Source organism: Streptomyces sp. NBC_01166, assembly GCF_045039765.1.
Classification (GTDB): domain Bacteria; phylum Actinomycetota; class Actinomycetes; order Streptomycetales; family Streptomycetaceae; genus Streptomyces.
The window spans coordinates 7455370-7481532 of sequence record NZ_CP108613.1 but is presented as its reverse complement, the minus strand read 5'-3'; the positions used below and the strand labels follow the sequence as shown (position 1 = coordinate 7481532).

The window sequence follows — 26163 nt, the reverse complement described above, 5'->3', positions numbered from 1 at the left end:
GCGCCCCGGGGTTGCCCGCCTCCGGACCCGGACCGGACCCGTCATCAGATCCTCCCCCTCGCCGTCCGGCGTGAGATGTAACGCGCGTCGAGACCCGACAGGCCGCGCACCGCAACGTACGCCTTCTCATGGCCGGGCAGCGAGACCCTGCCGCGCAGAACCGCCTCGGGATCGCGTTCGATCCGGTCGAGGAGCCGGCGGTAGATGCCGGCCATGGCGGCCACGCAGGCACCGCTGCGCCGGTCCAGCATGGGGAGCAGCCGGTAGCCCTCGGCGAAGAGCGCCCGGGCGCGCCGGACCTCGAAGTGCACCAGCCCGGCGAAGTCGGACCCGGGGGGCGGGGTGGCCCGGTGGAATCCGGCGGAACAGCCGAATTTCGCGAGGTCGTCGGCGGGCAGGTACGTACGCCCGTTGCCCGCGTCCTCGCGGACGTCGCGCAGGATGTTGGTGAGCTGGAGCGCGAGGCCGAGGGTGTCGGCGTACTCCGCGGCCCGTTCGGCGCCGGGGGCGCCCGCTTCCGTCCCGAAAACGCCCAGGCTGAGCCGCCCGATGGCACCCGCGACACACCGGCAGTACGCCTTGAGGTCGTCCCAGGTCTCGTACGTCGCTCCGCGCACGTCCATCAGTACGCCGTCGATGAGCTCGTCGAGACCGCCGAGCGGCAGCGGGAACCGGTGCGCGGCGTCGGCCAGGGCGACCGCGACCGGGTCGGTGTCGTCCTCTTCGACCGCGTTGTCCCGGATCCGGACGAGCAGTCCCCGGGTGTCCTCCAGCCGGGTGCGCTTCGTCTCCGGGTCCAGCTCGCCGTCGCCGATGTCGTCGACCCGACGGGAGAAGGCGTACAACGCCGACATGGCCTGCCGCTTCTCGTACGGCAGCAGTCGGATGCCGTACGCGAAGTTGCGGGCCTGCTGTCCGGTCACGGCCTCGCAGTAGCTGTACGCGGCCTGTACCGGTGCCGACATGTACGTCGTCTGTCCCTCCACGGTCCGGCTCACCCCTCTCTGTGCGCTCTTCGCAGGACGGCTCCCACCTCGCGCAGCAGCCTGGGCGCGGTGGGTCTGGGCGGTCCGGGCAGTACGTCGAAACCGGCGGCCGTGACCGCGCCGAGGGCGGCCCGTCCTCCGCCGACGAATCCGGCGAGCAGCAGCTTGAGCCGGCCGTGGACGCTGCCCACCAGGGGGACTCCCTCGTCCAGCAGGTCACGGGCGCGCTCCGCCTCGAAAGCGATCAGCGACCGCACCGCCGCGCCCGCGGAGGGTGCCGCCAGGTCCGGTTCGCCGACATGGAAGCGGGCCATGTCCTCGGCAGGCAGATAGATCCGGTCGCGGCCGAGGTCCTCGGCGACGTCCTGGAGGTGCTCGGCGATCTGCAGCGCGGTGCAGACGGCGTCGGAGCGGCGGATCCGCTCAGGGCTCGCGGTGCCGGTGATCTGCAGAACGAGGCGGCCGACGGGGTTGGCGGAGAGCTCGCAGTAGGCCAGCAGGTCCCCGTAGGTCCCGTAACGGCGGACCTTCTGGTCCTGCCGGTTGGCCTCGACGAGCCCGAGGAAGGGTTCAGGGGTGAGCGCGCAGCGCCGCACGGTGGGGCGCAGGGCGCGCATCAGGGGGTGGCGCGGGTCGTCGCCGGTGGACCGGAAGACGCGGTACAGATCGGCTTCGAGCGCGTCCAGGACGGCGAGCCTGTCCTCGGCCTCTCCGGGTTCGAGCCCCAGGTGGCGGGCGTCGGCACCTCCGGGGGCCAGGTCGCCGTCACCGATGTCGTCGACGAGGCGGGCGAATCCGTAGACGGCCATCAGATCGTCGCGCCATGCGCGGGGCAGGAAGAAGGGGGCCACGGGGAAGTTCTCGTCGGCGGCCTTGTCGAGCGTGGCGGTGGCGGCGTCGGCGCGCGCCTGCTGGGTACGGGTCACTGCGTACCACCCGACGCGGGGACGGCGAAACCACGTCGGAGCTGGAGATTTTCCATCATTGCCGTCATATCTCCCGTTCTACACTGCTGACCCAAAACATCCCTTTTCGGACACGCCGCTCGTCCGGACGAGTGCGACACGCACACAACGGGCGATGCGCGGGGGCGTATCACCCCACATAGCCGCGAATCAGCACCGTCACAGCTTACGTTGTACAGCTCACAGGACTGCGCCGGGGTGCACCGCGCCCTCCTGCAACGCACCGGCCGCCGTCAACCTTCCCCGGATCCCGAGCCATTGACGTCATCCGCCGGGAGGAGATCCACCCGGGGCGCCTACAGCCCCTGCGGGTCTGCCGGCGCGGGCCCGCACACCGCAGGGCCCCCGCCGCTTCACTCCGGCGGGGGCCACACGCATGCGACGGCTACTTGCCCGTCTCCCGCTCGTAGGCCTTCAGCACCTCTTCGGTGGGGCCGTCCATCAGGAGCTCGCCCTTCTCCAGCCACAGGACCCGGTCGCAGGTGTCCCTGATGGTCTTGTTGTTGTGGCTGACCAGGAAGACGGTGCCGGCCTCCTTGCGCAGCTCGCGGATCCGTTCCTCGGAGCGGACCCGGAACTTGCGGTCACCGGTGGCCAGCGCCTCGTCGATCATGAGGACGTCGTGGTTCTTGGCGGCCGCGATCGAGAAGCGCAGCCTGGCCGCCATGCCGGACGAGTACGTCCGCATGGGCAGCGTGATGAAGTCGCCCTTCTCGTTGATCCCGGAGAAGTCCACGATGTCCTTGTACCGCGCGCGGATCTCCTCGCGGCTCATGCCCATGGCGAGACCGCCGAGCACGACGTTGCGCTCACCGGTCAGGTCGCTCATCAGAGCCGCGTTGACACCGAGCAGCGAAGGCTGGCCGTCGGTGTACACCTTGCCGTGCTCCGTCGGCAGCAGGCCGGCGATGGCCCGCAGCAGCGTGGACTTGCCGGAACCGTTGGTACCGATGAGACCGATGGCCTGGCCACGGTAGGCGGTGAAGGAGACGCCCCGCACCGCGTGCACCTTGCGCACACCGCGCGGTTCGCCCTTGCCCCGGCGCATGATCCGGCTCAGTGCCGCGGTGGCGCTTCCCTTGCCGCCACCTGTGCCGTTGACCCGGTACACGATGTGCACGTCGTCCGCGATCACGGTGGGGATGTGTCCCTGGGACTTTTCCTCAGCCACGGCCGTACCGTTCCTCTGCCTTCCAGAAGTACACGAAGCCCACGACGCCCACCACGAGCGCCCAGGCGAGCCCGACGGCCCAGACGTGCTGCGGCAGGTTCTCCGAGCCGTAGCCGTCGATCAGTGCGAAGCGGACCAGGTCCATGTAGATGGCCGCCGGGTTGTACTGCAGCACGTCGGCGATCCACTGCGGCTTGTCCGCCAGCATCACGGGAATCGAGAACATGACGCCCGAGGCGTACATCCAGGTACGCATCACGAACGGCATCAGCTGGGCGAGGTCCGGAGTCTTGCTGCCCAGCCGTGCCATGACCAGTGCCAGGCCGGTGTTGAAGAGGAACTGCATGGCCAGCGCCGGGACGACGAGCAGCCAGGAGAGCGCGGGGTAGCTGCCGAAGCCCACCGCCACGGCCACCAGCACGATCATCGAGTACAGCAGCTGCTGGAGCTGCTGCAGCGAGAACGAGACGGGCAGCGACGCCCGGGGGAAGTGCAGCGCCCTGACCAGGCCGAGGTTGCCCGAGATGGAGCGCACCCCCGCCATGACCGAGCTCTGGGTGAAGGTGAAGACGAAGACACCGGTCACCAGGAACGGGATGAAGACCTCCTGGGTCATCCCCTTCCGGGTGCCCAGGATCAACCCGAAGATCAGGAAGTAGACCAGAGCGTTCAGCAGCGGCGTGGCGACCTGCCACAGCTGGCCGAGCTTGGCCTGGCTGTACTGCGCGGTCAGCTTCGCCCTCGAGAACGCCAGGATGAAATGCCGACGGCCCCAGAGCTGCCGGATGTACGCGAACAGCCCTGGCCGGGCGCCGCTGACCGTCAAGCCGTACTTGTCGGCCAGCTGGGACGCGCTCAGTCCCTCGTCGGCGGACGGCGGGCTGCTCAGCGCAATCCCGCCGTCATGGGTCGTGTCACTCACAGTTAAGAACTCTCGTCTTCACGATGCGCAGCCGGTCGCGGGCGCGGCCGAGGCGGACAGGTTCCCCGTACGGAATGAATACGGTTCATGGTCTCAGAGGAAGAGCCTCTCAGATCACCGGTGGCCGGCCCAGCCTGGTCAGCCGCCATACCGTACGCCACCTCATGGGACGCCGGGGTCCGCAGGGCTTGGTCCAGCCTTCCCGGAACCCCCCGAACCATGCTTTGAGGGCGGGCAGGGAGGGCCTGCGGACCAGCGTGAGGAGCAGCCAGACCCCGACGTAGAGGGGGACCAGCGGTGCGGGCAGGTTACGGCGGGCGAGCCAGACGCGGTTCCGGGCCACCATGCGGTGGTAGACCGCGTGCCGCGAGGGAGCGGTCGTGGGGTGGTTGAGCACCATGTCCGAGCGGTACTCGATCATCCAGCCGGCGTCCAGGGCCCGCCAGGCGAGGTCGGTCTCCTCGTGCGCGTAGAAGAACTCGGCGGGGAGGGGGCCTGCCTCGGCGATCACCTGGCTCCGCACGGCGTTCGCGCCGCCGAGGAACGTCGTGACGCGGGAGGAGCGCATCGGGTCCGAGGCACGCAGCCTCGGCACGTGCCGCCGCTGGGTGACGCCGGTGTCGGGGTCCGCGATGCGGAAGGTGACGATTCCGAGCTTCGGGTCCGCCTCGAACGCCTGCCGGCAGAGCTCGGCGGTGTCGGTGTTCGGCAGATGTCCGTCGTCGTCGAGGAAGAGCAGGGCGTCCACATCGGCTCCCGAGGGGCCGAACGCCTCGATCCCCACGTTGCGGCCGCCGGGGATCCCCAGATTCTCGGGCAGCTCGACGGTCCGTACGCCCGGGGGGACGTCCGGGACCGGGGCGCCGTTGCCGACGACGACCACCTCGATCCGGTCGCCGTCCTGCTTGGCGACCGAATCGAGAAGGGCGCGCAGTTCGTCGGGGCGGTTGCCCATGGTGATGATGACCGCGCCGAGTTTCATGGGTGAGCTCACTTCAGCCTGCTGGACGCCAGGATCGACACCAGGTGCAGGACGGTCTGGAGAAGGGCGATGCCGGCCAGCACGGCGACCGCGAGGCGGCTGAAGAAGAGGTCGTCCCTCACCGTGTCGAGGACGGCGACCACCAGGATGACCAGCGACGCCTCGATGCCGAGGATCAGCCGGTGGAACTTGAGCGCGCCGGCGGCCCGTCGGGCGAACGCCATGCCGGAGGAGCGCGGCTCGGAAGCGGCTTCCTTGACGGGCGGCAGCCCGCCCTGGTGACGGGCTACGCCGACGAGGTCGGTCTCCGCCTTGATCATGATGGCGCCCAGCGCGGCGAGCGTGCCCAGGAAGGCCCACAGCCAGTCGATGCGTCCCGGGCCCCAGAGATCGGCGGCGCGCAGGCCGAAGCCGACCAGCACCGCCGCGTCGCACAGATAGGCGGCCACCCGGTCCAGGTAGACCCCGCCCAGCGAGTACTGCTTCTTCCAGCGGGCCACCTCGCCGTCGACGCAGTCGAACAGCAGGTAGAGCTGGACCGCGAGCACGCCGAGCAGGGCCCCGGGGATTCCCGGGACGAGCAGGGCGGGCGCCGCGAGGACACCGGCGACGGTCATCACGTAGGTCAGCTGGTTGGGCGTGATCCTGGTGTTGACGATGTGCCGGTCGATGCGCAGGGAGATCTCGCGCATGTAGAGCCGACCCGCCCAGTGCTCGCCACTGCGCCGGTCCTTCACGCCCGGAGGGTGCACGACCGGGCGGAGTTCAGCTATGGATGGCTTTTGCATAGTCGGCGTACGCGTCCCTGATCTGGTCGGTGGACAAGTTGAGGTGTTCCAGGATCGTGAAGCGTCCCGGGCGCGTCTGCGGGGCGTAGTCGACCGCCCGCACGAATTCTTCGGGGGTGAAGCCGATCTCGTCCGGCAGCACCGGCAGCCCGTGGCGCCGCAGTACGGACGCCATGAGCAGCGACTCCTCGTGCGCGCCCCGCAGGTGCATGGCGAAGCAGGCGCCGAGGCCGACCTGCTCGCCGTGGCTGGCCGCGCGCTTCGGGTACAGCAGGTCGAAGGCGTGGTTGATCTCGTGGCATCCGCCCGAGGCCGGGCGCGAGTCCCCCGCGATCGACATCGAGATGCCGGTCAGGACGAGGCCTTCGGCCAGCACCTTGAGGAAGGCGTCGTCGCCGATCCCGCCGGGGTGGCGCAGGACCGCCTCGCCCGCCTGGCGGGCCATGGCGGCCGCGAGGCCGTCGATGTCCTCGCCGCGCACCTCGTGGGCGAGCTCCCAGTCGGCTACGCACGAGATGTTGGAGACCGCGTCGCCGATGCCCGAGCGCACGTAACGCGCGGGCGCCTCGCGGATCACGTCGAGGTCGATGACGACGGCGATCGGCGTGGGGACCCCGTAGGAGCCCCGTCCGTTGTCGTTGTCCAGGGTCGCGACCGGGGAGCAGAGCCCGTCGTGGGACAGGTTCGTCGCGACGGCGACCATGGGCATGCCCACACGCGCCGCGGCGTACTTCGCCACGTCGATGATCTTGCCGCCGCCGAGGCCCACCACGGCGTCGTAGCGGTTGCCCTTGATGCCGTCGGCGAGCCGCACCGCGGAGTCGATCGTGCCGTCGGCGACCGGGTACCAGTCGGCCCCCGGCAGCACCGGGGCCAGCCTCTCGCGCAGGGCGCGCCCGGAGCCTCCGCTGATCGCGATGGCGAGCTTGCCCGAGGCGGAGATCCGCTGGTCGGCGAGGAGACCGGCCAGATCGTCCATCGCGCCGCGCCGGATGTCGACGACGACCGGGGACGGGATGAGGCGGGTCAGTACCGGCACGCGATCTCCCTGCCGCGGGCGAGGTCGTCGTGATTGTCGATCTCGACCCAGGTGACCTCGCCGATGGGGGCCACGTCCACGGTGAAGCCGCGGTTCACGAGCTCCTGGTAGCCGTCCTCGTAGTAGAGGTCGGGGTCGCGCTCGAAGGTGGTCCTCAGCGCGTCGGCGAGCTCCTCGGCCGCCTCGGGCTCGATCAGCGTGACGCCGATGTACTCGCCGGTCGCGGTGGCCGGGTCCATCAGCTTGGTGATCCGCCGGACGCCCTTGCCGTCCTCGGTGATGACCTTCATCTCCTCGTCGGCGAGGGTCTTCACCGTGTCGAGGGCGAGGATGATCTTCTGGCCCTTGCCGCGTGCGTCCAGGAGGGTCTTCTCGACGGAGACCGGGTGCACGGTGTCGCCGTTGGCGAGGATGACGCCCTGCTTCAGGACCTCACGCGCGCACCACAGGGAGTAGGCGTTGTTCCACTCCTCGGCCTTGTCGTTGTCGATGAGGGTCAGCGTCACGCCGTACTTCGCCTCGAACTCGGCCTTGCGGGCGTAGACCGCCTCCTTGCGGTAGCCGACGACGACCGCGACCTCGGTGAGTCCGACCTCCGCGAAGTTGGCCAGCGTCAGGTCCAGGACCGTCTTCTCGCCGTCCACCGGCACCAGGGCCTTGGGCAGCGTGTCCGTGTACGGACGCAGACGGCGTCCGGCACCGGCAGCCAGTACGAGGCCGATCATGCGAGTTCTCCTTCGTCGTGTACGGCGGGGGCCGAGGAGGACACCCAGAAGCGGATGGACTCCACGAGCACCACCAGAGCCACGGCGGCCGCGAGCGCGGTGAGAGCCGTGGTGAAACCTGAACCGGAGGTCAGTACGGCGGCGAGCACGGCCACGACCAGGGTCCGGCCCTCGTGCCCGCCGATGGTGCGCACCAGCCACTGGGGCGGCGCTCCGGTGCCGCCCCGGATGCGGTACACCGTGTCGTAGTGATGGTAGGCGACGGCCGAAACCAGGCCGAATGCCGCGGGAACGGCGTGCGGTACGTCACTGCGGGCGGCCAGCACCAGGATCGTGCAGTATTCGGCGGCCCGGAAGAGCGGGGGGACGAGCCAGTCGAGCGCGCCCTTGAGCGGCCGGGAGACGGCCAGTCCTGAGAGGACCGCGTACACCGCGGCGGCGCCCACGGTCAGCCAGCCGCCGTAGGGGGCGAACAGCGCCGCGGCGACCATGACCAGCGCTCCGGCGAACGCCAGGAGCGGGGCCGTGAAGCCGCCGCCCGGACGCCGGAGCACGGCGGCGACGGCCTGGGCGACCGGGCCGGAGTCGGCCAGCTCGGCCAGGGCGCGGGCGGCGCGGTCGGTGCGCCGCGCCTTGCGGGTCAGCGAGCGCAGCAGCCGGCCCGCCGTGGTGTAGCAGGCGGCCAGGGCGCAGCCGATGAGCAGGGCGTAGAAGACGATCCGGGGCGTGGTCACAGCAGTGAGGACGGCGATCATGGCCCAGCGTTCGCCGATGGGCAGCACTATCATCCGGCGCAGCCAGACCGTCCAGCCGACGCTGTCGAGCTTGTCGGAGAGCGCGGCGGTGGGGCTCGTGTTGGAGACCGCGTCGTGGTTGGCCTCGTTGAACGAGAAGTCGACGACATGGCGGCAGGCCTGGAGCACCATCGCGCCGAGCGCGAGGACCCATACGTCGTCGCCGCCCCGGGCGGCGCCGAGGGCGAGCCCCGCGTAGTACGCGTACTCCTTGGCCCTGTCGAAGGTGGCGTCCAGCCAGGCGCCCATCGTCGAGTACTGGAGCGAGTAGCGGGCGAGCTGCCCGTCGGTGCAGTCCAGGACGAAGGAGAGGAGCAGGAGCACTCCGGCCGCGACATAGCCGCCGCGGGTGCCGGTCGCCGCGCTGCCCGCCGCGATGAGCGCAGTGATCAGCGAGGCGGTGGTGACCTGGTTCGGGGTGAGGCCCCGGCGGGCGCACCAGCGGGCGATGTAGCGGGAGTACGGGCTGATGAAGAACGTGGTGAAGAAACCGTCGTGGGCCTTGACCGCGCTGCGCAGCCGTACGGCTTCGTCGTCGACGGCGGAGACGGCGGCCTGCGCGGCGCTCCGCTCCTCGGGTCCGGTGGGCACGGAGGCCGCCAGGGAACCGAGCTCGGGGCGCTGTACCGCGGTGCCCTCAGCGTCCAGCGCAACGGCCAGTCGGCCGGGCACCGTGCGGTCCTCGGTGACGGGTTCGGCGCCGGGGGGTGCGACGGGGCTCCCCGCGCCGACGGCGGCCACGGCCCGCTGGAGGGCGCGGAGCAGCGCGGGGCGGGCCTCGGGCTGCGCCGTGAGCGCTCCGGGGATCGACGCGGCGACGAAGCGGGGGTCGGTGAGTCCGAGCCTGAGCGCGTGGACATGGCCGACGAACCGGGGGTCCACGAGCGCGACGCGCCTGCTCGCGGGGACTGCGGCGAGCAGGTCGGCGGCCTCGGAGGCGTCGGCTGCGGCAGTCACGTCGAAGCCGAGTGACCGCAGATCGTCCTCGAGCGACGATCCGGGTACCGGCGCACCGGTGAGGATGGCGGTCGACAGACGAACTCACTCCTTGGAACTGAACGGGAACGGCGCGCGGACATGCGGCCCCGGGGTGGGCCGGTGGCGCGTCGGCTGAGGCTATCGGATGAACGGAAGACCGAGTTCACCGCCCGTTCGTGCTCCGTTCGGCCGAATCGGCAATCATGCGGCGCCGTTCGCGATCATCATCGTCGATCAAGGCCTCGCCCCACAAACCGCGTCCGGAGAACGCATAGGCTGACGTGCATGACGTGGTTGATCACTGGCGGAGCCGGTTACATCGGGGCACATGTGGTGAAGGCCATGATGCGGGCCGGGGAACAGGTCGTCGTGCTCGACGACCTCTCGACGGGCATCGAGGCGCGGCTGCCCGCGGACCTCACGCTCGTGCGGGGGTCGGCCTCGGACCGCGAGGTTCTCGACAGGGTCCTGGCGGAACACGCCGTCACGGGTGTGGTGCATCTCGCGGCGAAGAAGCAGGTCGGTGAGTCCGTCGAGAAGCCGCTGCTCTACTACCGGGAGAACGTGGCCGGGCTCGGAGTGCTGCTGGAGGCCGTGGTCGCGGCCGGTGTGCCGCGCTTCCTCCTCTCCTCGTCGGCAGCGGTGTACGGCGTCCCGGACGTGGGACTCATCACGGAGGAGACCCCGTGTGCGCCGATCAATCCGTACGGCGAGACCAAGCTCGCCGGGGAGTGGCTGGTGCGCGCGACGGGCCGGGCCCACGGCATCTCGACGGCCTGCCTGCGCTACTTCAACGTGGCGGGGTCCGCCGCGCCCGAGCTGTCCGACACGGGTGTCTTCAACGTCGTACCGATGTTCTTCGACCGGCTGACGCGGGGCGAGGCGCCGCGGGTCTTCGGCGACGACTATCCGACGCCGGACGGCACCTGTGTACGCGACTACATCCATGTCGCCGATCTGGCGGAGGCGCACCTCGCGGTCGCCAGGCACCTGGACAAGACCTCGGACGGCGGAGACCTCACCGTGAACATCGGCCGGGGTGAGGGCGTGTCCGTGCGCCGTCTCGCCGAGCTGGTGGGCGAGGTCACCGGCCTGCGCACGGAGCCGGTGGTCGAGCCGCGCAGGCCCGGGGACGCGGCCCGGGCGGTCGCGTCGGCGGCGCGGATGACCGAGGAGCTGGGCTGGACGGCACGCCGGGACATGCGCGAGATGGTGGAGTCGGCCTGGGAGGGCTGGTGCCGGCGCCACCCCGAGGCCCGCGCCGCGCAGTGAGGGTCCTGACCCCGGCTCCACTCTGACCTGCAATCGTTTCCGCAGGTCAGAGCACATGACAACGGTGTTCAGTGCCGTGTTGCCCCCTGCCCCGCCCCCGTAGTTCACTGGCCGCATCGGGCGAGGCGCGTCAGACGTGTCCGAGGGACACGACGGCTGTACGGAGGCGTTCACATGGGGGCTGGCCACGATCACGGGCACACGCACGGAGGGCCGCCCCCGACGGGGACGGCCGCCGCCGCGTACCGGGGCCGGCTCCGGGTCGCCCTGGGCATCACGCTCGGCGTCATGGTCATGGAGATCGTCGGCGGGCTGCTCGCGAACTCGCTGGCCCTGATCGCCGACGCGGCCCATATGGCCACCGACGCGCTGGGGCTGGGCATGGCCCTGCTGGCCATCCACTTCGCCAACAGGCCCGCGGGCCCCAACCGCACCTTCGGTTTCGCCCGCGCCGAGATCCTCGCCGCGCTGGCCAACTGTCTGCTGCTCCTCGGCGTCGGCGGCTACCTGGTCTTCGAGGCGGTCGAGCGCTTCATCACTCCGGCCGGGACCAGGGGCGGCCTGGCCATCGCGTTCGCCGCTGTCGGTCTGGTCGCCAACGTCGTCTCCCTGTCCCTGCTGATGCGCGGGCAACGGGACAGCCTCAACGTCCGGGGGGCCTATCTGGAGGTCGTCGCCGACACGCTCGGTTCGGTGACGGTGCTGGTGGCGGCGGGCATCATCCTGGCCACCGGCTGGCAGGCCGCCGACCCCATCGCGTCGCTGCTGATCGGCCTGATGATCGTCCCCCGTACGGTGAAACTCCTGCGGGAGACGCTCGACGTACTGCTGGAGTCGGCGCCCAAGGGGGTCGACATGGACGAGGTACGCGCCCACATCACGGCCCTGCCCGGCGTGCTGGACGTCCATGACCTGCACGCCTGGACGATCACCTCGGGCATGCCCGTCCTCTCCGCCCATGTGGTGGTGCACCAGGAGATGCTGGACTCGGTCGGTCACGAGAAGCTCCTGCACGACCTCCAGAGCTGCCTCGGCAGCCACTTCGACGTCGAGCACTGCACCTTCCAGCTGGAGCCCAGCGGTCACCAGGAGCACGAGGCACGGCTCTGCCACTGACAGCCGACCACACGTACGACGCTTGCTCCCCACGGCATCGCCGGCTGCTCCGGCAGGACCCCGGTTCGGATGCCACCACACTGCGGCTGCTCGCCATGGCGGGCTCGGTGCCCGGATCCGTACGGTCCGGGCGGACACGGCCGGCCTCCTCGAGGCGGCTTCGCCGACGGGTCCTACGTGCGGCCTTCCCGACCCGGGACGACGCCGATCTGGTCGACGCCCTGCGCACCGACCCCGCTACCTGGATGCCCGGCCTGTCGTACGTCGCCGAGGCGCCGGACGGTTCCGTGGCGGCCCACGCCCTGCTGACCCGGTGCCGTGTGGGGGACGACGCCCCGGCGCTCGCGCCGGCGCCGGTGGCGACCTCGCCGGAACACCAGCACGGCTGCGCCGGGCGTGCGGTGCTCCGGGCGGTGCTGGACGCCGCACGGCTGCGGGCGAGTCACTCGTCCTGGTGCTCGGGCATCCGGAGTACTGCCCGGCCTTCGGATTCGTTCCGGCGTCGCGGTCCGGGATCCGGCCGGGCTTCGAGGTTCCCGCCGCGGCGATGACGGCGCTGGTCCTGGACGATTCCGTGCCGGTGCCGATGGGCATGATCCACTACCCGGCGGCCTTCGGAGTCTGACGCCGTGTCCGTCCCGCCGCGCCCTGAGGGCGGGGCGGGACGGACATGCCAGCACCCGAAGTGCGGACAAGCGGCTTTTGTACGGCAGACTTGACCGCACTCGAGGGGTCCGGCGCACGAGGCCGGGAACCAAAGCGAAGGATGGGTATGCCGACCACACCAGCAACCGCGGCGAACAGCTCGTCGAACGGCACAGCAGACGCGATCATGCTCGAACTGGTCGATGAGAACGGCACCACCATCGGCACCGCGGAGAAGCTCGCCGCTCACCAGGCCCCCGGCCAGCTGCACCGCGCGTTCTCCGTCTTCCTCTTCGACGAGCAGGGGCGGCTGCTGCTGCAGCGCCGTGCGCTCGGCAAGTACCACTCCCCCGGCGTGTGGTCGAACACCTGCTGCGGCCACCCGTACCCCGGAGAGGCGCCGTTCGCGGCGGCCGCCCGGCGTACGTACGAGGAGCTGGGGGTATCGCCCTCGCTGCTCGCCGCGGCGGGCACGGTCCGCTACAACCACCCCGACCCCATGTCGGGTCTGGTGGAGCAGGAGTTCAACCACCTGTTCGTCGGCATGGTGCAGGAGCGCCTGCGGCCGGACGAGGAGGAGGTCGGCGAGACGGCCTACGTGACCGCCGGTGAGCTCGCGGAGCGGCATGCCGCCGCGCCGTTCTCCGCGTGGTTCATGACCGTGCTGGACGCCGCACGGCCCGCGATCAGGGAGCTGACGGGGCCGTCCGCGGGCTGGTGAAGCCGCTCGCCGCGCCGGGGGCGGTCAGAGCTGCGTCCTGAGTGGCAGCGCCGCCCAGATGATCTTGCCGCCGCCCGCGGTGTGCTCCACGTCGCAGGTGCCACCCGCCTCGGCGGTGATCTCACGGACCAGGAGCAGCCCACGGCCGCCGGTCTGCGCGTAGTCGGTGACCAGCGCCGTGGGGCGGTAGGGGTGGTTGTCCTCGACGGAGACCCTGATCCATTCCGCGCCGATGGCCACCTCGACGGCCAGCTCGGGCGAGAGCAGCGCCGCGTGCCGGACCGCGTTGGTGACCAGTTCCGACACGATCAGCAGCAGCCCCTGGAGGATGTCGTCCTCGACGGGTACGCCCTGCCGGTCGAGGAGGTCCCGGACAGCGTGCCGCGCCTGCGGCACCGAGACGTCGACGGCGGGGGCCGTGAAGCGCCACACCCCCTCGTACGACACGGGATGGGCCGGAACACTCCCACGGCTCTCCATGGACCGCCACCCGCTCTCGATTCGCATGTCGCTGACTATCGAGTAATGAGTGTCGGGAAGAGCGTGGTCCGGACTACAGCTATGACCACAAGTGCTCACTTCTGTAAGCAATTTGACCGAGTGAGTATGACAGCGTCAGGTGATTGGACTACTTCTCGCCCTCTTCGGGCGTCATCTGGTCCGTCACCGGGCTGAAGCCCCGTCGCCCGCCGCTGCCGGCATCGGCCGTGTCACGGGTTCGGGCCGTACGGATAGCATCCGGCGCATGGACCTCAGGGAGCAGGCGGTTCGGACGGAGCCGCGACTGGAGCACACGGTCGTGGACGGCGTCGCCACCGTCGTCATCAGCAACCCCGCCAAGCGCAACGCCATGAGCGCGGAGATGTGGCGGGCGCTGCCCGTGCTGCTGGAGAGGCTGGCCGCCGACCGCGGCGTGCGGGTCCTCGTGCTCACCGGCGCCGGTGACACCTTCTGCGCGGGTGCGGACATCGCCTCCCTCCAGGACCCAGGAGGGCGGCCGCAGGCGCTCGCCGTCCGGGCCGAGGAGGCCCTGGCGGCCTTCCCCCGGCCCACGCTGGCCGCCGTACGCGGGTACTGCGTGGGCGGCGGCAGCCAGCTGGCCGCCGCCTGCGACCTCCGGTTCGCCGAGGAGGGCGCTTCCTTCGGCGTCACCCCGGCCAAGCTGGGGATCGTCTACCCCTCCTCGTCCACACGTCGGCTGGTCGCGCTGGTCGGCCCGGCCGCCGCGAAGTTCCTGCTGTTCTCCGGGGAGCTGATCGGGACGGAACGGGCCCTGCGCACGGGGCTGGTGGACGAGGTCCTGCCGGAGGGCGGGCTGGCGGCCCGGGTCTCCGCGTTCGCGCGGGTCCTCGCCTCGCGTTCACAGCTGACCCAGGCCGCGGCGAAGGAGTTCGCCGACGGCCGCGAGGACCGGGACGCGTACTGGGCGCGGCAGGCACGAGGCAGCGGCGACACCGCCGAGGGGGTCGCCGCCTTCCTGGAGCGCCGCACTCCCCGTTTCACCTGGACGACAGGGGAAGCCGGGGCCGCGCCTACGTCAGGATGAAGCGGCTCTTCGCCCGCCACTCCTCGACCATGGCCACCGGGGCCTTGGCCGGCGAACCGCAGTCGTAGGGCGGCTGGGGGTCGTACTCGGTCAGCAGCTGGACGGTCCGGGCGTGGTCGTCACCCGCGATCCTGCCGAGCAGGGTCAGGCCCATGTCGATGCCGGAGGAGACACCGGCGGCGGTGACGTACTTCCCGTCCGTCACCACCCGCTCGTCCGTCGGCTCGGTGCCGAAGGCCTTCAGGACGTCGAGGGCCAGCCAGTGCGAGGTGGCACGCCGGCCGGTGAGCAGCCCGGCCGCGGCGAGCAGCAGGGAGCCCGTGCAGACCGAGGTGGTCCAGGTGCTGGTGGCATCCGCCGTCCGCAGCCAGCCGAGCAACGCCTCGTTCTCCATCTGGTCGCTCTGGCCGGGCCCTCCCGGCACGATCACCACATCGGGAGCGGGCACGTCGGCGAGAGCCCGGTCGGCGACGAGCGAGAGGCTGCCGCTGTCGTTGCGCACGGGCCCGGGCCGCTCGGCGACGAAGACCGTCTCGGTGCCGGGGGCCCGGCTGAGCATCTCGTAGGGGCCCACTGCGTCGAGCGCGGTGAAGCGGTCGAAGAGCACGATGGCGATCTGCATGGTGTTCCTTCCGTCGGTGCCGTGGTGGTCGGGGCGTTTCAGGCGGGCTGGGACCGGAAGCGGCGCCGGTATTCGGCGGGCGCGGTCCCGAGGGCCTTGACGAAGGCGCGCCGCATCGCTTCCGGAGTGCCGTAGCCGCTGGCCCGGGAGATCCCTGTGACGCCGTCGGCCGTGTCCTCCAGCAGCCGGCGGGCCTGTTCGAGCCGTACGCGCTCGACGTACCGGCCGGGGGTGAGTCCCGTCTCGGCCTGGAACGCGCGGGCGAAATGGCGCGGCGAGAGCCGGGCGCGTTCCGCGAGCGCCTCCACCGAGAGGTCGGCGTCCGGGTGCTCGGAGATCCAGTGCTGGATCTCGCGGAGGGGTTCACGGACGGCGGTCTGGGCGGTGAGCTGGGCGCTGAACTGCGCCTGGTTGCCGGGGCGCCGCAGGAACACGACGAGATGGCGGGCGACGGTGAGCGCCACGTCCCGTCCGTGTTCCTCCTCGACCAGGGCGAGCGCGAGGTCGATGCCGGCGGTGACGCCGGCCGATGTCGCCAGCCGTCCGTCGCGTACGAAGATCGGGTCCGGGTCCACGCGCACCGCCGGGTACGTCCGGGCAAGCGTCTCGCACACGGACCAGTGGGTGGTCACCCGGTGGCCGTCGAGCTGGCCCGCCTCGGCGAGGAGGAGGGCGCCGGTGCACACCGACACGAGTTGCCGGGCCCGGGGGCCGTGGGTGCGGATCCAGTCGACCAGCTCCGGGGCGGGAGTCCTCGTGCCCGCGCCTCCCGGCACGAGGAGCAGATCGGGCGCCGGGGCGTCAGCGAGCCTGCCGTCGGGGACGAGCGTGAGGCCGCTGGAGCAGCGGACCGGTGCTCCGTCCAGCGAGGCGGTGCGCAGGTCGTAGGAGACGCCGGGGAAGCGGGAGGCGCCGGCGAAGACCTCCATCGGGCCGCTCACGTCGAGGCTCTGCACGCCCTCGAAGAGGACGACGAGTACGGATCGCTGCTTCATGCCCTTCATCCTGGGCGGTCGGACCGATGGCGGCAATGACGAATTTCCCACCTTTCCTGCCACGAGTACCTCATGGCCGCCCCGGCTCTGCCCCACGTACCAACCAGTCGGTAACGTGCGGGCATGAGTACTCTTCCGCCACGTGCCGGACGCCGCTGCCACAACGCGCTCAATCCGCTGCACTCCTGTGTCTACTTCTCCCCCGACCTCGGCAAGGAGTTCGGGGAGCTCGGCATCGACAACGAGAGCCGGGTCTACTTCGCCGCGCGCGGCGCGGCCCTGGGTGCAGTCGGGGCGGGTGCGGTCACCGCGGCCTTCTACAACTTCAACCACGAGCTGGTGGCCCGCCATCTGCCGGCCGTCTGGTCGGACATCACCCCGCAGGCGGCACTCGACGCCCGTCTCCGGGCCGCCGACTCGACCCTGCGCCGGGTGCTCGGCGAGGAGACCCTCGCGTCCCCGGAGATGGCGGAGGCGGCCGGCCTGGCCCTCACGGCCGCCGAGGCCTGCACCCGCCACGCCCGGCCCCTGTACGCGGCGCACGCGGATCTGGACGTGCCGGAGCAGCCGCACCTGGCCTACTGGCACGCGGCGACACTGCTGCGCGAGCACCGCGGCGACGGACACCTGGCCGCCCTCCTGACGGCCGGTCTCGATCCCGTCGAGGCCCTGGTGAGCCACACCGCCACCGGCAAGGGCATGGCGCCGCGCTGGATCCTCGCCACCCGCGGCTGGCGGCGCACCGACTGGGACGCGGCGGTGGAGCGGCTGCGTGACCGGGGTGTCCTGGACGCGGCGGGCGAGCTGACCGAGGCGGGCACCACGCTCAGGGCGGACCTGGAGGAGGCGACCGACCGGATGGACTCCGCGCCGTACGAGCACCTGGGCGCCGACGGCGTGGAGAGGCTCACCGAGCTGGGCCGGGGATTCCTGTTCGCCGCGGCCTCGGCGGGCGCTTTTCCGGAGGATCTGGTCGGCAAGGGCTGAGCCCGTACGCGTTTACGACGCGGGGAACCGGCCAGGCGGCAGAGACACCCTACGAAGGAGGCACACCGTGTTCCGTGCGATCGCAAACGCTCTGAGTACCATCGGCTCGGCCATTGCCACCGTGGTGACTCTGCCCTTCCGGCTCCTGGCAAGCCTCTTCGGCGGCGCGTCGCGCAGCGGCAGGACCCGGCGCGCGTGACCGGACCCTTCGGCAGGACGTCGGGGCCGTGATCGAGCAGGTCACGCGACACGGCCCCCGGCCACCCGGCACAATGCAGGCGAAGGGGCCCACCGGGTGTGGACCACCCCAGTGGCACAGCCAGCACAGCCAGTACGAGAAGGCGAGTCGGGAAAACCGTGACGACGTCCATCGAAGGCAGGATCGCCGAGGAGCTCGGCGTACGTGAGCGTCAGGTGAAGGCGGCCGTCGACTTGCTCGACGGCGGGTCGACCGTGCCGTTCATCGCGCGCTACCGCAAGGAAGCGACCGAGATGCTCGACGATGCGCAACTGCGCACGCTCGAGGAGAGGCTGAGGTACCTGCGAGAACTCGAGGACCGCCGTACGGCGGTCCTCGAGTCCGTCCGTGAGCAGGGCAAGCTCGACGCCACCCTGGAGGCGCAGATCCGGGCGGCCGACACCAAGGCGCGGCTGGAGGACATCTATCTGCCGTTCAAGCCGAAGCGCCGGACGAAGGCACAGATCGCGCGGGAGGCCGGCCTGGAGCCCCTCGCCGACGGGCTGCTCGGCGACCCGTCCGTGGACCCGCTCGTCGCCGCCGCGGCGTTCGTCGACGCCGAGAAGGGCGTGGCTGACCCGGCTGCGGCACTGGAGGGCGCCCGGGCGGTCCTGGCCGAGCGCTTCTCGGAGGACGCCGATCTGACCGGCGAACTGCGCGAACGCATGTGGTCGCGCGGCAGGGTCGTCGCGAAGGTGCGGGACGGCAAGGAGGAAGCGGGCGCGAAGTTCGCCGACTACTTCGACTTCGCCGAACCCTTCACGGCGCTGCCCTCGCACCGCGTCCTCGCGATGCTCCGCGGCGAGAAGGAAGACGTGCTCGACCTGGTCCTGGAGCCGGAGGAGCCTTCGGAGCAGCCCGGCCCCTCCTCGTACGAGAACATGATCGCCCGCCGGTTCGGGGTCGCGGACCGCGGCAGGCCGGGGGACAAATGGCTGGGCGACACGGTCCGCTGGGCCTGGCGGACCCGGATCCTCGTGCACCTGGGGATCGACCTGCGGCTCCGGCTGCGCACCGCGGCGGAGGACGAGGCCGTGCGCGTCTTCGCGTCGAACCTGCGCGATCTGCTGCTCGCCGCCCCGGCCGGCACCCGGGCGACGCTGGGGCTCGACCCCGGATTCCGTACGGGTGTGAAGGTCGCCGTCGTGGACGCGACCGGCAAGGTCGTCGCGACGGACGTCATCCACCCGCATGTGCCGGCGAACAAGTGGGACCAGTCGCTCGCCACACTCGAGCGGCTCGCCAGGGAGCATCAGGTCGACCTGATCGCGATCGGGAACGGCACCGCGTCCCGCGAGACCGACAAGCTCGCGGGTGAACTGTGCGACAGGCACCCGGAGCTGAAGCTCACCAAGGTGATGGTCTCGGAGGCGGGCGCCTCCGTGTACTCGGCGTCGGCCTTCGCCTCGCAGGAACTCCCGGACATGGACGTGTCGTTGCGCGGAGCGGTCTCGATCGCGCGCCGGCTTCAGGATCCGCTGGCCGAGCTGGTGAAGATCGACCCGAAGTCGATCGGCGTCGGCCAGTACCAGCACGACCTGTCCGAGGTGAAGCTGTCGCGGTCCCTGGACGCGGTGGTCGAGGACTGCGTGAACGGCGTCGGCGTCGACGTCAACACGGCATCGGCGCCGCTGCTCTCGCGGGTGTCGGGGATCGGCTCCGGGCTGGCCGAGAACATCGTGACCCACCGGGACACGAACGGCCCGTTCCGCTCCCGCCGGGCGCTCAAGGACGTGGCACGGCTGGGCCCGAAGGCGTACGAGCAGTGCGCGGGCTTCCTCCGGATCCGGGGCGGGGACGACCCGCTGGACGCGTCGAGCGTGCACCCCGAGGCGTACCCCGTGGTGCGGACGATGGTGAAGCGGACGGGCGGTGACGTCGCGTCACTGATCGGCAACACCGACACCCTCCGTTCGCTGCGGCCCGACGACTTCGTGGACGAGAAGTTCGGTCTGCCGACGGTCACGGACATCCTGAAGGAGCTGGAGAAGCCGGGCCGGGACCCACGGCCCGCCTTCCGGACGGCCACCTTCAAGGAGGGTGTCGAGAAGCTCGGGGACCTGGTTCCCGGGATGGTGCTGGAGGGTGTCGTCACGAACGTCGCGGCGTTCGGCGCGTTCGTGGACATCGGTGTCCACCAGGACGGTCTCGTCCATGTGTCGGCGATGTCGCGGACGTTCGTCAAGGACCCGAGGGATGTCGTGAAGCCGGGCGACATCGTCAAGGTGAAGGTGATGGACGTCGACATCCCGCGCAAGCGCGTCTCCCTGACCCTGCGGCTCGACGACGAGGCCGGGGCGGACCGGAGCGCCGGAGCGGGGCCGCGGCGCGAGAAGGGCGGCCAGGGCGGCGGCGGGGAGCGCCCGCCGCGCCAGCGGCAGGCGCAGGGCGGTGGCCAGGGGGCCCGCCAGGGCGGCGGCCAGGGCCGTGACCGGCGTGGGGGCGGTGGCCAGGGCGGCGCACCACGTCCGGCGCCCGCGCCGGCCAACAGCGCGATGGCGGACGCGCTGCGGCGGGCCGGACTGGGCGGCTCCGACTCGGGCGGCCGCAAGCGCTGAGCGGGACCACGGCGACGGGCGGGCAGGAGCTACTCCTGCCCGCCCGTCGCCGTTACTGATCGTCCGTCCCGCTGTATTGACCGCTACGGGTGAGTGACGTACGGTCACGGCGATTCATGTACGCGAACTCGGTTCATCATGCAGATTGCTGCACCCGAACCGGGGACGGCTTCACCACTGCGCCAAACACCGCACCACCCACCGTCAGGTGCCTGCGGAGAATACCGCAGGCGGTGAAAGGGATGCCTAGTGAATACAGAGAATCAGCAGGTCAGGAGACGGGGCGGCCGCGCGGCCGCCACCCTCGTCGCCATCGTTTCGCTGCTCGCCGCAGGACTCACCGCACTCTTCGCGACCGGATCCGCCTCTGCAGCTCCCGCCGTCGGCTCGTACAGCCTGGCGAACGCCGCCAGCGGTCTGTGTCTGGGAGTGCCGGGCTCCAGCACCTCTGCCGGGACGCAGCTCGCGCAGAGCGCCTGCAACGGCGCCGCCGCCCAGACCTGGAAGCTCACCGCCTCAGGCAGCGGCTACACCCTGGCCGCCGCGAACAGCGCCAAGTGCGCCGGCGTGCGGGACGCCTCCACGAGTGCCGGCAAGGCCGTGGAGCAGCAGAACTGCAGCGGTGCGGCCACCCAGGTGTGGACCCTGACCGCGGTCAGCGGCAGCACCTACCGCGTCGTCAACAGCAACGGCGGCAAGTGCCTGAACGTGAAGGACGGTTCGACCGCGTCCGGCGCCCTGGTCCAGCAGAACTCCTGCGACTCGGTGAGCAGCAAGAGCTGGACCTTCACCGCCTCGGGCACCGTTCCGACGGACCCGCCCACGGACCCGACGGACCCGCCGACCGACCCGCCCACAGACCGGCCGTCGTGGCCGAGCGCCAACGGCAGCCAGGCCGTCTCGTCGACCATCGAGGTCTCGGGCACGTACGACGGGGGCATGAAGCGCCTGTACGGCAGCGGCGACCTGGGCAGTGGCGGTCAGGACGAGGACCAGCCGCCGATGATCAAGCTTGCGGACGGCGCCACCCTGCAGAACGTCATCCTGGGTGCCCCGGCCGCCGACGGAGTGCACTGCGCGGGCACCTGCACGATCAAGAACGTCTGGTGGGAGGACGTGGGCGAGGACGCCGCGACCTTCCGCGGCGGCTCCTCCTCGACGGTCCGCACGATCGACGGTGGCGGCGCGAAACTGGCCGAGGACAAGGTGTTCCAGCACAACGGCGTCGGCACCCTGGTCGTGAAGAACTTCCAGGTCGACGACTTCGGCAAGCTGGTCCGTTCCTGCGGCAACTGCTCCACCCAGAACGCCCGGCACATCCAGCTGCAGAACATCTGGGCGACGGCCCCCGGTACGAGCCTGGTCGGCATCAACACCAACTACGGTGACACGGCCCGGATCTCGGATGTCACGATCTACGAGGACGGCGACCGTGACATGAAGATCTGCACCAAGTACAAGGGAACGACGAGCGGCGAGCCGAGCGAGATCGGCTCGGGTGCGGACGGCACGAACTGCATCTACTCCGCGTCCGAGATCAGTTACGTCGACTGATACGCGGACCGTCCGGCCGGGCCCGTCCCTCCTCCGGGAGGGACGGGCTCCTCGCGGTCAGCCGGACTCGGTGACCTTGCCGTCGGACACCTCGACGCGGCGGGTCGTGCGGACGGCGTCGAGCATCCGCCGGTCGTGCGTGACCAGCAGCAGCGTCCCGGTGTACGCCTCCAGCGCCGACTCCAGCTGTTCGATCGCCGGCAGGTCCAGGTGGTTCGTCGGCTCGTCCAGCACGAGCAGGTTGACGCCCCTGCCCTGCAGGAGCGCGAGTCCCGCCCGGGTGCGCTCGCCCGGGGAGAGGGTCGTGGCGGGCCGCAGCACATGGCCGGCGCGCAGGCCGAACTTGGCGAGCAGGGTGCGCACCTCGGCGGGCTCGGTGTCGGGGACGGCCGCGCAGAAGGCGTCCAGCAGGCTCTCCGTGCCGTGGAACAGCTCGCGGGCCTGGTCGACCTCGCCCACCACGACGCCCGAGCCGAGCGAGGCGTGGCCCGCGTCGAGGGGGAGCCGTCCGAGGAGGGCGGCGAGCAGGGTGGACTTGCCCGCCCCGTTGGCCCCGGTGATGGCGACCCGGTCGGCCCAGTCGATCTGCAGGGTGGCAGGCCCGAAGGAGAAGTCCCCGCGGACGACGGCGGCGTCGCGGAGGGTGGCCACGACGGAACCGGAGCGCGGTGCGGAGGCGATCTCCATCCGCAGCTCCCACTCCTTGCGGGGTTCCTCGACGACGTCGAGGCGCTCGATCATGCGCTGCGTCTGCTTGGCCTTGGCGGCCTGCTTCTCGCTGGCCTCGCTGCGGAACTTGCGGCCGATCTTGTCGTTGTCGGTGGCCTTGCGGCGGGCGTTCTTGACTCCCTTGTCCATCCAGCCCCGCTGCATCTGGGCGCGGCCCTCGAGCGCGGAACGCTTGTCGGCGTACTCCTCGAACTCCTCGCGGGCGTGGGTGCGGGCGCGTTCGCGCTCCTCCAGGTAGGAGGCGTAACCGCCGCCGTAGAGATTGATCTCCTGCTGGGCGAGATCGAGTTCCAGGACCTTGGTGACCGTACGCATCAGGAACTCACGGTCGTGGCTGACGACGACGGTGCCGGCGCGCAGTCCTGATACGAAGCGCTCCAGGCGCTCCAGGCCGTCGAGGTCCAGGTCGTTGGTGGGCTCGTCGAGCAGGAAGACGTCGTAGCGCGACAGCAGTAGCGAGGCCAGGCCGGCGCGGGCCGCCTGGCCGCCGGAGAGGGCCGTCATCGGGAGGTCGAGACCGATGGTCAGACCGAGGTCGGCGGCGACCTCCTCGGCACGTTCGTCCAGGTCGGCGCCGCCGAGAGAGAGCCAGCGCTCCAGGGTCTCGGAGTACGCGTCGTCCGCACCGGGCGCTCCGTCGACCAGGGCCTGGGTGGCGGCGTCCATGGCGGCCTGGGCGTCGGCGACCCCGGTGCGGCGGGCGAGGAACTCCCGTACGGACTCACCCGCGCGGCGCTCGGGCTCCTGCGGGAGGTGTCCGACGGTCGCGGTGGGCGGGGAGAGCCTCAGCTCGCCCTCCTCCGGCCGGTCGAGCCCCGCGAGCAGGCGGAGCAGCGAGGATTTGCCGGCTCCGTTGGCTCCGACGAGACCGATCACGTCGCCGGGCGCGACCACGAGGTCGAGCCCCGCGAAGAGTGTGCGGTCGCCGTGCCCGGCGGCGAGTTCCTTGGCGACGAGGGTGGCAGTCATCAGGGTGCTGATCCTAACCAACCGCGGGGGCCGGTCATCCCGCCGGCCGAGGGTGGGACCATGGCCCTTCCCGCCCTCGGCGCACGCGGGAGGCATGGAGACAGGAGTGAGCACGGTGGCGGACGTGATCGTGGTGGGCGGCGGGGTCAGCGGGCTGACCACGGCGCTGCTGCTGGCGGAGCGCGGCCTGCGGGTGCGCGTCTGGTCCAGGGACCCGGCAGCGGCCACGACCTCGGCCGTGGCCGGTGCGCTCTGGTGGCCGTACCGGATCGAGCCCGAGGCGCTGGTGGGTGAGTGGTCGCTCGAAACCCTCCGGGTCTACGAGGAGCTGGCCGCCGCCCCCGCCGAGACGGGCGTCCGTATGGTCGCCGGGGTGCACGGCGGCGAGCGCCTGGCCGCGCTCGGGCCGTGGGCCCGCCGCCTGGAGGGCGCGTCCGAGGTGGCGGAGGGGCTGAGGGTCACGCTTCCGCTGATCGACATGCCGGCCCATCTGAGCTGGCTGGAGGGACGGCTGTCCGCTGCGGGCGGCGTGGTCGAGCGGCGTACGGTACGTGGCTTCGCGGAGGCGGCGGCCGAGGCACGGGTGGTCGTCAACTGCACCGGGCTCGGCGCGCGCGACCTGGTTCCCGACCCCGGGATGCGGCCGGTCCGAGGGCAGCTGGTGGTCGTGGAGAATCCGGGCATCGAGGAGTGGTTCACCGAGGCGGATCCGGCGTCGAGCGCGACGACGTATCTCTTTCCGCAGCCGGGCGGGCTGGTGCTGGGCGGCACGGCGGAGACGGACGACGCGCGCACCGGGCCCGATCCGCGTACGGCCGCGGAGATCGTGGCGCGGTGCGCGCGGATACGGCCGGAGATCGCGGGGGCCCGGGTGATCGGCCACCGGGTGGGGCTGCGGCCCGCCCGCGACGCCGGGGTGCGCATCGGGGCGGAGGAGCTGCCGGGCGGTGGACTGCTGGTGCACAACTACGGCCACGGCGGGGCCGGGGTGACGGTGGCCCGGGGCTGTGCGCGGGCTGCGGCCCAGCTGGTGGACTGAGCCGCGGTCCCGTCAGGCCGGCGGGTCGTGCTTGTGGCGTTCGTCGCTGGTGATCTCCGCGGTGCCGGGCCCGATCCGGATCTCGAAGTCCCCGTCGTACTTGGCGTGCCCCTCGATGACGGCGGACTCGACGGCCTCCACGCCGAACTCCCTGCGGACGATCATCGGGTCCTGGCGCAGGTCTCTCATGAGCGCGACGCACATCCCGATCATCACGATGGTGAAGGGGGCGGCCACCAGGATGGTCAGGTTCTGGAGGCCCGCCAGGGCGTCCCCCTGCCCGTCGCCGATGAGCAGCATGATCGCCGCGACGGCCCCGGTGACGACACCCCAGAAGATCACGACCCATTTCGCGGGTTCGAGGACTCCCTTCTGGGAGAGCGTCCCCATCACGATCGAGGCGGCGTCGGCGCCGGAGACGAAGAAGATGCCGACCAGGATCATGACGAGGATGCTCATCACGGTGGCGATCGGGTATTCGTGGAGGACCCCGAAGAGCTGGGCCTCCGGCGTGTCACCGACGCCCCCGAGCTTTCCGTCCCTCTGCAGCTCGATCGCCGAGCCGCCGAAGACGGCGAACCAGACGAGACTGACCGTGCTGGGCACCAGGATCACGCCGCCGACGAACTGGCGGATCGTGCGGCCACGGCTGATCCTCGCGATGAACATGCCGACGAAGGGCGTCCAGGAGATCCACCACGCCCAGTAGAAGACGGTCCAGCTGGCGAGCCAGTCGGCGACTTCGCCCTCTCCCGTCGCCTCGGTCCGGCCGGCGAGCTGGGCAAGGTCACCGAAGTACGCCGCGATCGAGGTGGGGAGCAGGTCCAGGATGATGATCGTGGGGCCGACGACGAACACGAAGATCACCAGGATCAGCGCGAGCACCATGTTGATGTTGGAGAGCCACTGGATGCCCTTCTCCACGCCGGAGACCGCCGATGCGACGAAGGCGGCCGTCAGGACCGCGATGATCGCGACCAGCAGGCCGGTCCCGGTCTTCTCCATCCAGTCGAGCTCCTGGAAACCGCTGCCGATCTGCAGAGCGCCGAGACCCAGCGAGGCCGCGGAGCCGAAGAGCGTCGCGAAGATGGCGAGGATGTCGATGATGCGGCCGACGACCCCGTGGGAGTGCCTCTCGCCGATGAGCGGGATGAACACCGCGCTGATGGTCTGGCGCCGGTGCCGCCGGTAGGCGCTGTAGGCGATGGCCAGCCCGACGACCGCGTAGATCGCCCAGGGGTGGAGCGTCCAGTGGAAGAGGGTGGTGGCCATCGCCGTCTGCATGGCCTCGGCCGCGTCGGCGGGGTGCGTGCCCGGGGGCGGGTTGACGAAATGGGCCAGCGGTTCGCTCACTCCGTAGAACATCAGGCCGATGCCCATGCCTGCGCTGAACATCATCGCGACCCAGGAGACCGTCCTGAATTCGGGCTTCTCCCCCTCCTGGCCCAGCGAGATCTTGCCGTAACGGCTGATCGCGAGCCAGAGGGCGAAGACCACGAAGCACGAGGCCGCCAGCATGAAGGCCCAGCCGCCGTTGTGGATGAGTCCGGTGAGCAGCGTGCTGGAGACGTCTGTCAGTGAGTCGGTGGCCGTGGCACCCCAGATCACGAAGGCGATGGTGAGCACTGCGGAGACGCCGAACACCACCCGGTCGGTCGACGGATGGCGGCCGTGGTGCGGATCGGCGGGAAGATCGGCCGTTACCGGCAGATACTCCCCTCGCCCACCCGTTCTCTGCTCATCGTGTGACACAAATGGCACCTTTCACGCAATGCGAATATTTCGCTCTCCGTAGGCAGTACCACACTCGGTGCGCATGTTC

General features: G+C 70.9%; 23 protein-coding genes and 2 pseudogenes. 11 read left to right on the top strand and 14 right to left on the bottom strand.

Annotated features, from left to right (window positions below; genetic code table 11):
* Positions 1-44: 44 nt before the first annotated feature.
* The 9 genes from hpnD to OG379_RS33775 form a co-directional block, all read right to left on the bottom strand.
* On the bottom strand, positions 45-965 hold the full coding sequence (gene hpnD, locus OG379_RS33815) for a presqualene diphosphate synthase HpnD (RefSeq protein WP_393766537.1): 921 nt from the start codon (positions 963-965) through the stop codon (positions 45-47).
* 29 nt (positions 966-994) lie between these two features.
* Complete coding sequence (hpnC, locus tag OG379_RS33810) at positions 995-1912, bottom strand: squalene synthase HpnC (protein ID WP_393766536.1); 918 nt, start codon at positions 1910-1912, stop codon at positions 995-997.
* A gap of 424 nt (positions 1913-2336) precedes the next feature.
* On the bottom strand, positions 2337-3122 hold the full coding sequence (locus OG379_RS33805) for an ABC transporter ATP-binding protein (RefSeq protein WP_362941515.1): 786 nt from the start codon (positions 3120-3122) through the stop codon (positions 2337-2339).
* Complete coding sequence (locus OG379_RS33800) at positions 3115-4044, bottom strand: ABC transporter permease (RefSeq protein ID WP_362941512.1); 930 nt, start codon at positions 4042-4044, stop codon at positions 3115-3117. Before OG379_RS33800 ends, OG379_RS33805 begins: the two co-directional genes overlap by 8 nt.
* A 109-nt stretch (positions 4045-4153) precedes the next feature.
* Positions 4154-5026, bottom strand: coding sequence for a glycosyltransferase family 2 protein (locus OG379_RS33795; protein WP_362941509.1), 873 nt, complete (start codon positions 5024-5026; stop codon positions 4154-4156).
* Positions 5027-5034: 8 nt separating this feature from the next.
* Entirely contained in the window at positions 5035-5814 is a 780-nt protein-coding gene (locus tag OG379_RS33790) for a CDP-alcohol phosphatidyltransferase family protein (protein WP_393766535.1), read from the bottom strand.
* The gene (locus OG379_RS33785; protein ID WP_401518347.1) at positions 5792-6853 is read right to left on the bottom strand and encodes an iron-containing alcohol dehydrogenase family protein; all 1062 of its coding nucleotides are present in this window, start codon (positions 6851-6853) and stop codon (positions 5792-5794) included. The genes OG379_RS33790 and OG379_RS33785 overlap by 23 nt, the downstream gene beginning before the upstream one ends.
* Complete coding sequence (locus tag OG379_RS33780) at positions 6841-7578, bottom strand: phosphocholine cytidylyltransferase family protein (protein ID WP_362941503.1); 738 nt, start codon at positions 7576-7578, stop codon at positions 6841-6843. The genes OG379_RS33785 and OG379_RS33780 overlap by 13 nt, the downstream gene beginning before the upstream one ends.
* On the bottom strand, positions 7575-9329 hold the full coding sequence (locus OG379_RS33775; protein ID WP_393766533.1) for a DUF5941 domain-containing protein: 1755 nt from the start codon (positions 9327-9329) through the stop codon (positions 7575-7577). Before OG379_RS33775 ends, OG379_RS33780 begins: the two co-directional genes overlap by 4 nt.
* A 306-nt stretch (positions 9330-9635) precedes the next feature.
* Here OG379_RS33775 and galE point away from each other — a divergent pair, with 306 nt between their 5' ends.
* The 4 genes and pseudogenes from galE (at position 9636) to idi (ending at position 13104) form a co-directional block, all read left to right on the top strand.
* Positions 9636-10622, top strand: a complete 987-nt coding sequence (gene galE, locus OG379_RS33770) for a UDP-glucose 4-epimerase GalE (protein WP_405666923.1) — start codon at positions 9636-9638, stop codon at positions 10620-10622.
* Between the two features lie 174 nt (positions 10623-10796).
* On the top strand, positions 10797-11738 hold the full coding sequence (locus OG379_RS33765) for a cation diffusion facilitator family transporter (RefSeq protein WP_405666922.1): 942 nt from the start codon (positions 10797-10799) through the stop codon (positions 11736-11738).
* Positions 11739-11872: 134 nt separating this feature from the next.
* Positions 11873-12363, top strand: a pseudogene (locus OG379_RS33760) (GNAT family N-acetyltransferase); the annotation flags it as partial.
* A gap of 147 nt (positions 12364-12510) precedes the next feature.
* A complete protein-coding gene (gene idi, locus OG379_RS33755; protein WP_393766530.1) occupies positions 12511-13104 on the top strand; it encodes an isopentenyl-diphosphate Delta-isomerase in 594 nt (197 codons plus the stop codon).
* 24 nt (positions 13105-13128) lie between these two features.
* Here idi and OG379_RS33750 read toward each other — a convergent pair whose 3' ends face one another.
* Positions 13129-13584 (bottom strand): ATP-binding protein, encoded by a 456-nt coding sequence (locus tag OG379_RS33750; protein WP_393766541.1) that lies wholly within the window; start codon positions 13582-13584, stop codon positions 13129-13131.
* A gap of 265 nt (positions 13585-13849) precedes the next feature.
* Here OG379_RS33750 and OG379_RS33745 point away from each other — a divergent pair, with 265 nt between their 5' ends.
* Positions 13850-14650 carry an enoyl-CoA hydratase/isomerase family protein gene (locus OG379_RS33745; RefSeq protein WP_405666921.1) on the top strand — a complete coding sequence of 267 codons (801 nt, stop codon included), beginning with the start codon at positions 13850-13852 and terminating at the stop codon, positions 14648-14650.
* Here OG379_RS33745 and OG379_RS33740 read toward each other — a convergent pair.
* Positions 14637-15272, bottom strand: coding sequence for a DJ-1/PfpI family protein (locus OG379_RS33740; RefSeq protein ID WP_405666920.1), 636 nt, complete (start codon positions 15270-15272; stop codon positions 14637-14639). The two genes, OG379_RS33745 and OG379_RS33740, sit on opposite strands and share 14 nt — an antisense overlap.
* A gap of 38 nt (positions 15273-15310) precedes the next feature.
* Positions 15311-16267 carry a GlxA family transcriptional regulator gene (locus OG379_RS33735; RefSeq protein ID WP_405666919.1) on the bottom strand — a complete coding sequence of 319 codons (957 nt, stop codon included), beginning with the start codon at positions 16265-16267 and terminating at the stop codon, positions 15311-15313.
* A gap of 123 nt (positions 16268-16390) precedes the next feature.
* On the opposite strand from OG379_RS33735, the gene OG379_RS33730 reads away from it, so the two are divergent.
* The 5 genes and pseudogenes from OG379_RS33730 to OG379_RS33710 all read left to right on the top strand — a co-directional run bounded on the left by OG379_RS33730 (position 16391) and on the right by OG379_RS33710 (position 21604).
* Positions 16391-17254, top strand: a complete 864-nt coding sequence (locus tag OG379_RS33730; RefSeq protein WP_405666918.1) for an SCO6745 family protein — start codon at positions 16391-16393, stop codon at positions 17252-17254.
* Positions 17255-17321: 67 nt separating this feature from the next.
* Positions 17322-17453 carry an LPFR motif small protein gene (locus OG379_RS33725; protein ID WP_362941472.1) on the top strand — a complete coding sequence of 44 codons (132 nt, stop codon included), beginning with the start codon at positions 17322-17324 and terminating at the stop codon, positions 17451-17453.
* Between the two features lie 158 nt (positions 17454-17611).
* Complete coding sequence (locus tag OG379_RS33720) at positions 17612-20050, top strand: Tex family protein (RefSeq protein WP_405666917.1); 2439 nt, start codon at positions 17612-17614, stop codon at positions 20048-20050.
* A gap of 249 nt (positions 20051-20299) precedes the next feature.
* Positions 20300-20842: pseudogene (locus OG379_RS33715) on the top strand (RICIN domain-containing protein); the annotation flags it as partial.
* A 117-nt stretch (positions 20843-20959) separates the two neighbouring features.
* Entirely contained in the window at positions 20960-21604 is a 645-nt protein-coding gene (locus tag OG379_RS33710) for a pectate lyase (protein ID WP_405668742.1), read from the top strand.
* A 57-nt stretch (positions 21605-21661) separates the two neighbouring features.
* On the opposite strand, the gene OG379_RS33705 is transcribed toward OG379_RS33710, so the two are convergent.
* Positions 21662-23302 carry an ABC-F family ATP-binding cassette domain-containing protein gene (locus OG379_RS33705; RefSeq protein WP_405666916.1) on the bottom strand — a complete coding sequence of 547 codons (1641 nt, stop codon included), beginning with the start codon at positions 23300-23302 and terminating at the stop codon, positions 21662-21664.
* A gap of 106 nt (positions 23303-23408) precedes the next feature.
* Here OG379_RS33705 and OG379_RS33700 point away from each other — a divergent pair, with 106 nt between their 5' ends.
* The gene (locus tag OG379_RS33700) at positions 23409-24341 is read left to right on the top strand and encodes an FAD-dependent oxidoreductase (protein ID WP_405666915.1); all 933 of its coding nucleotides are present in this window, start codon (positions 23409-23411) and stop codon (positions 24339-24341) included.
* Positions 24342-24353: 12 nt separating this feature from the next.
* Here OG379_RS33700 and OG379_RS33695 read toward each other — a convergent pair whose 3' ends face one another.
* Positions 24354-26093, bottom strand: coding sequence for a BCCT family transporter (locus OG379_RS33695; protein WP_393766521.1), 1740 nt, complete (start codon positions 26091-26093; stop codon positions 24354-24356).
* Positions 26094-26163: the final 70 nt, after the last annotated feature.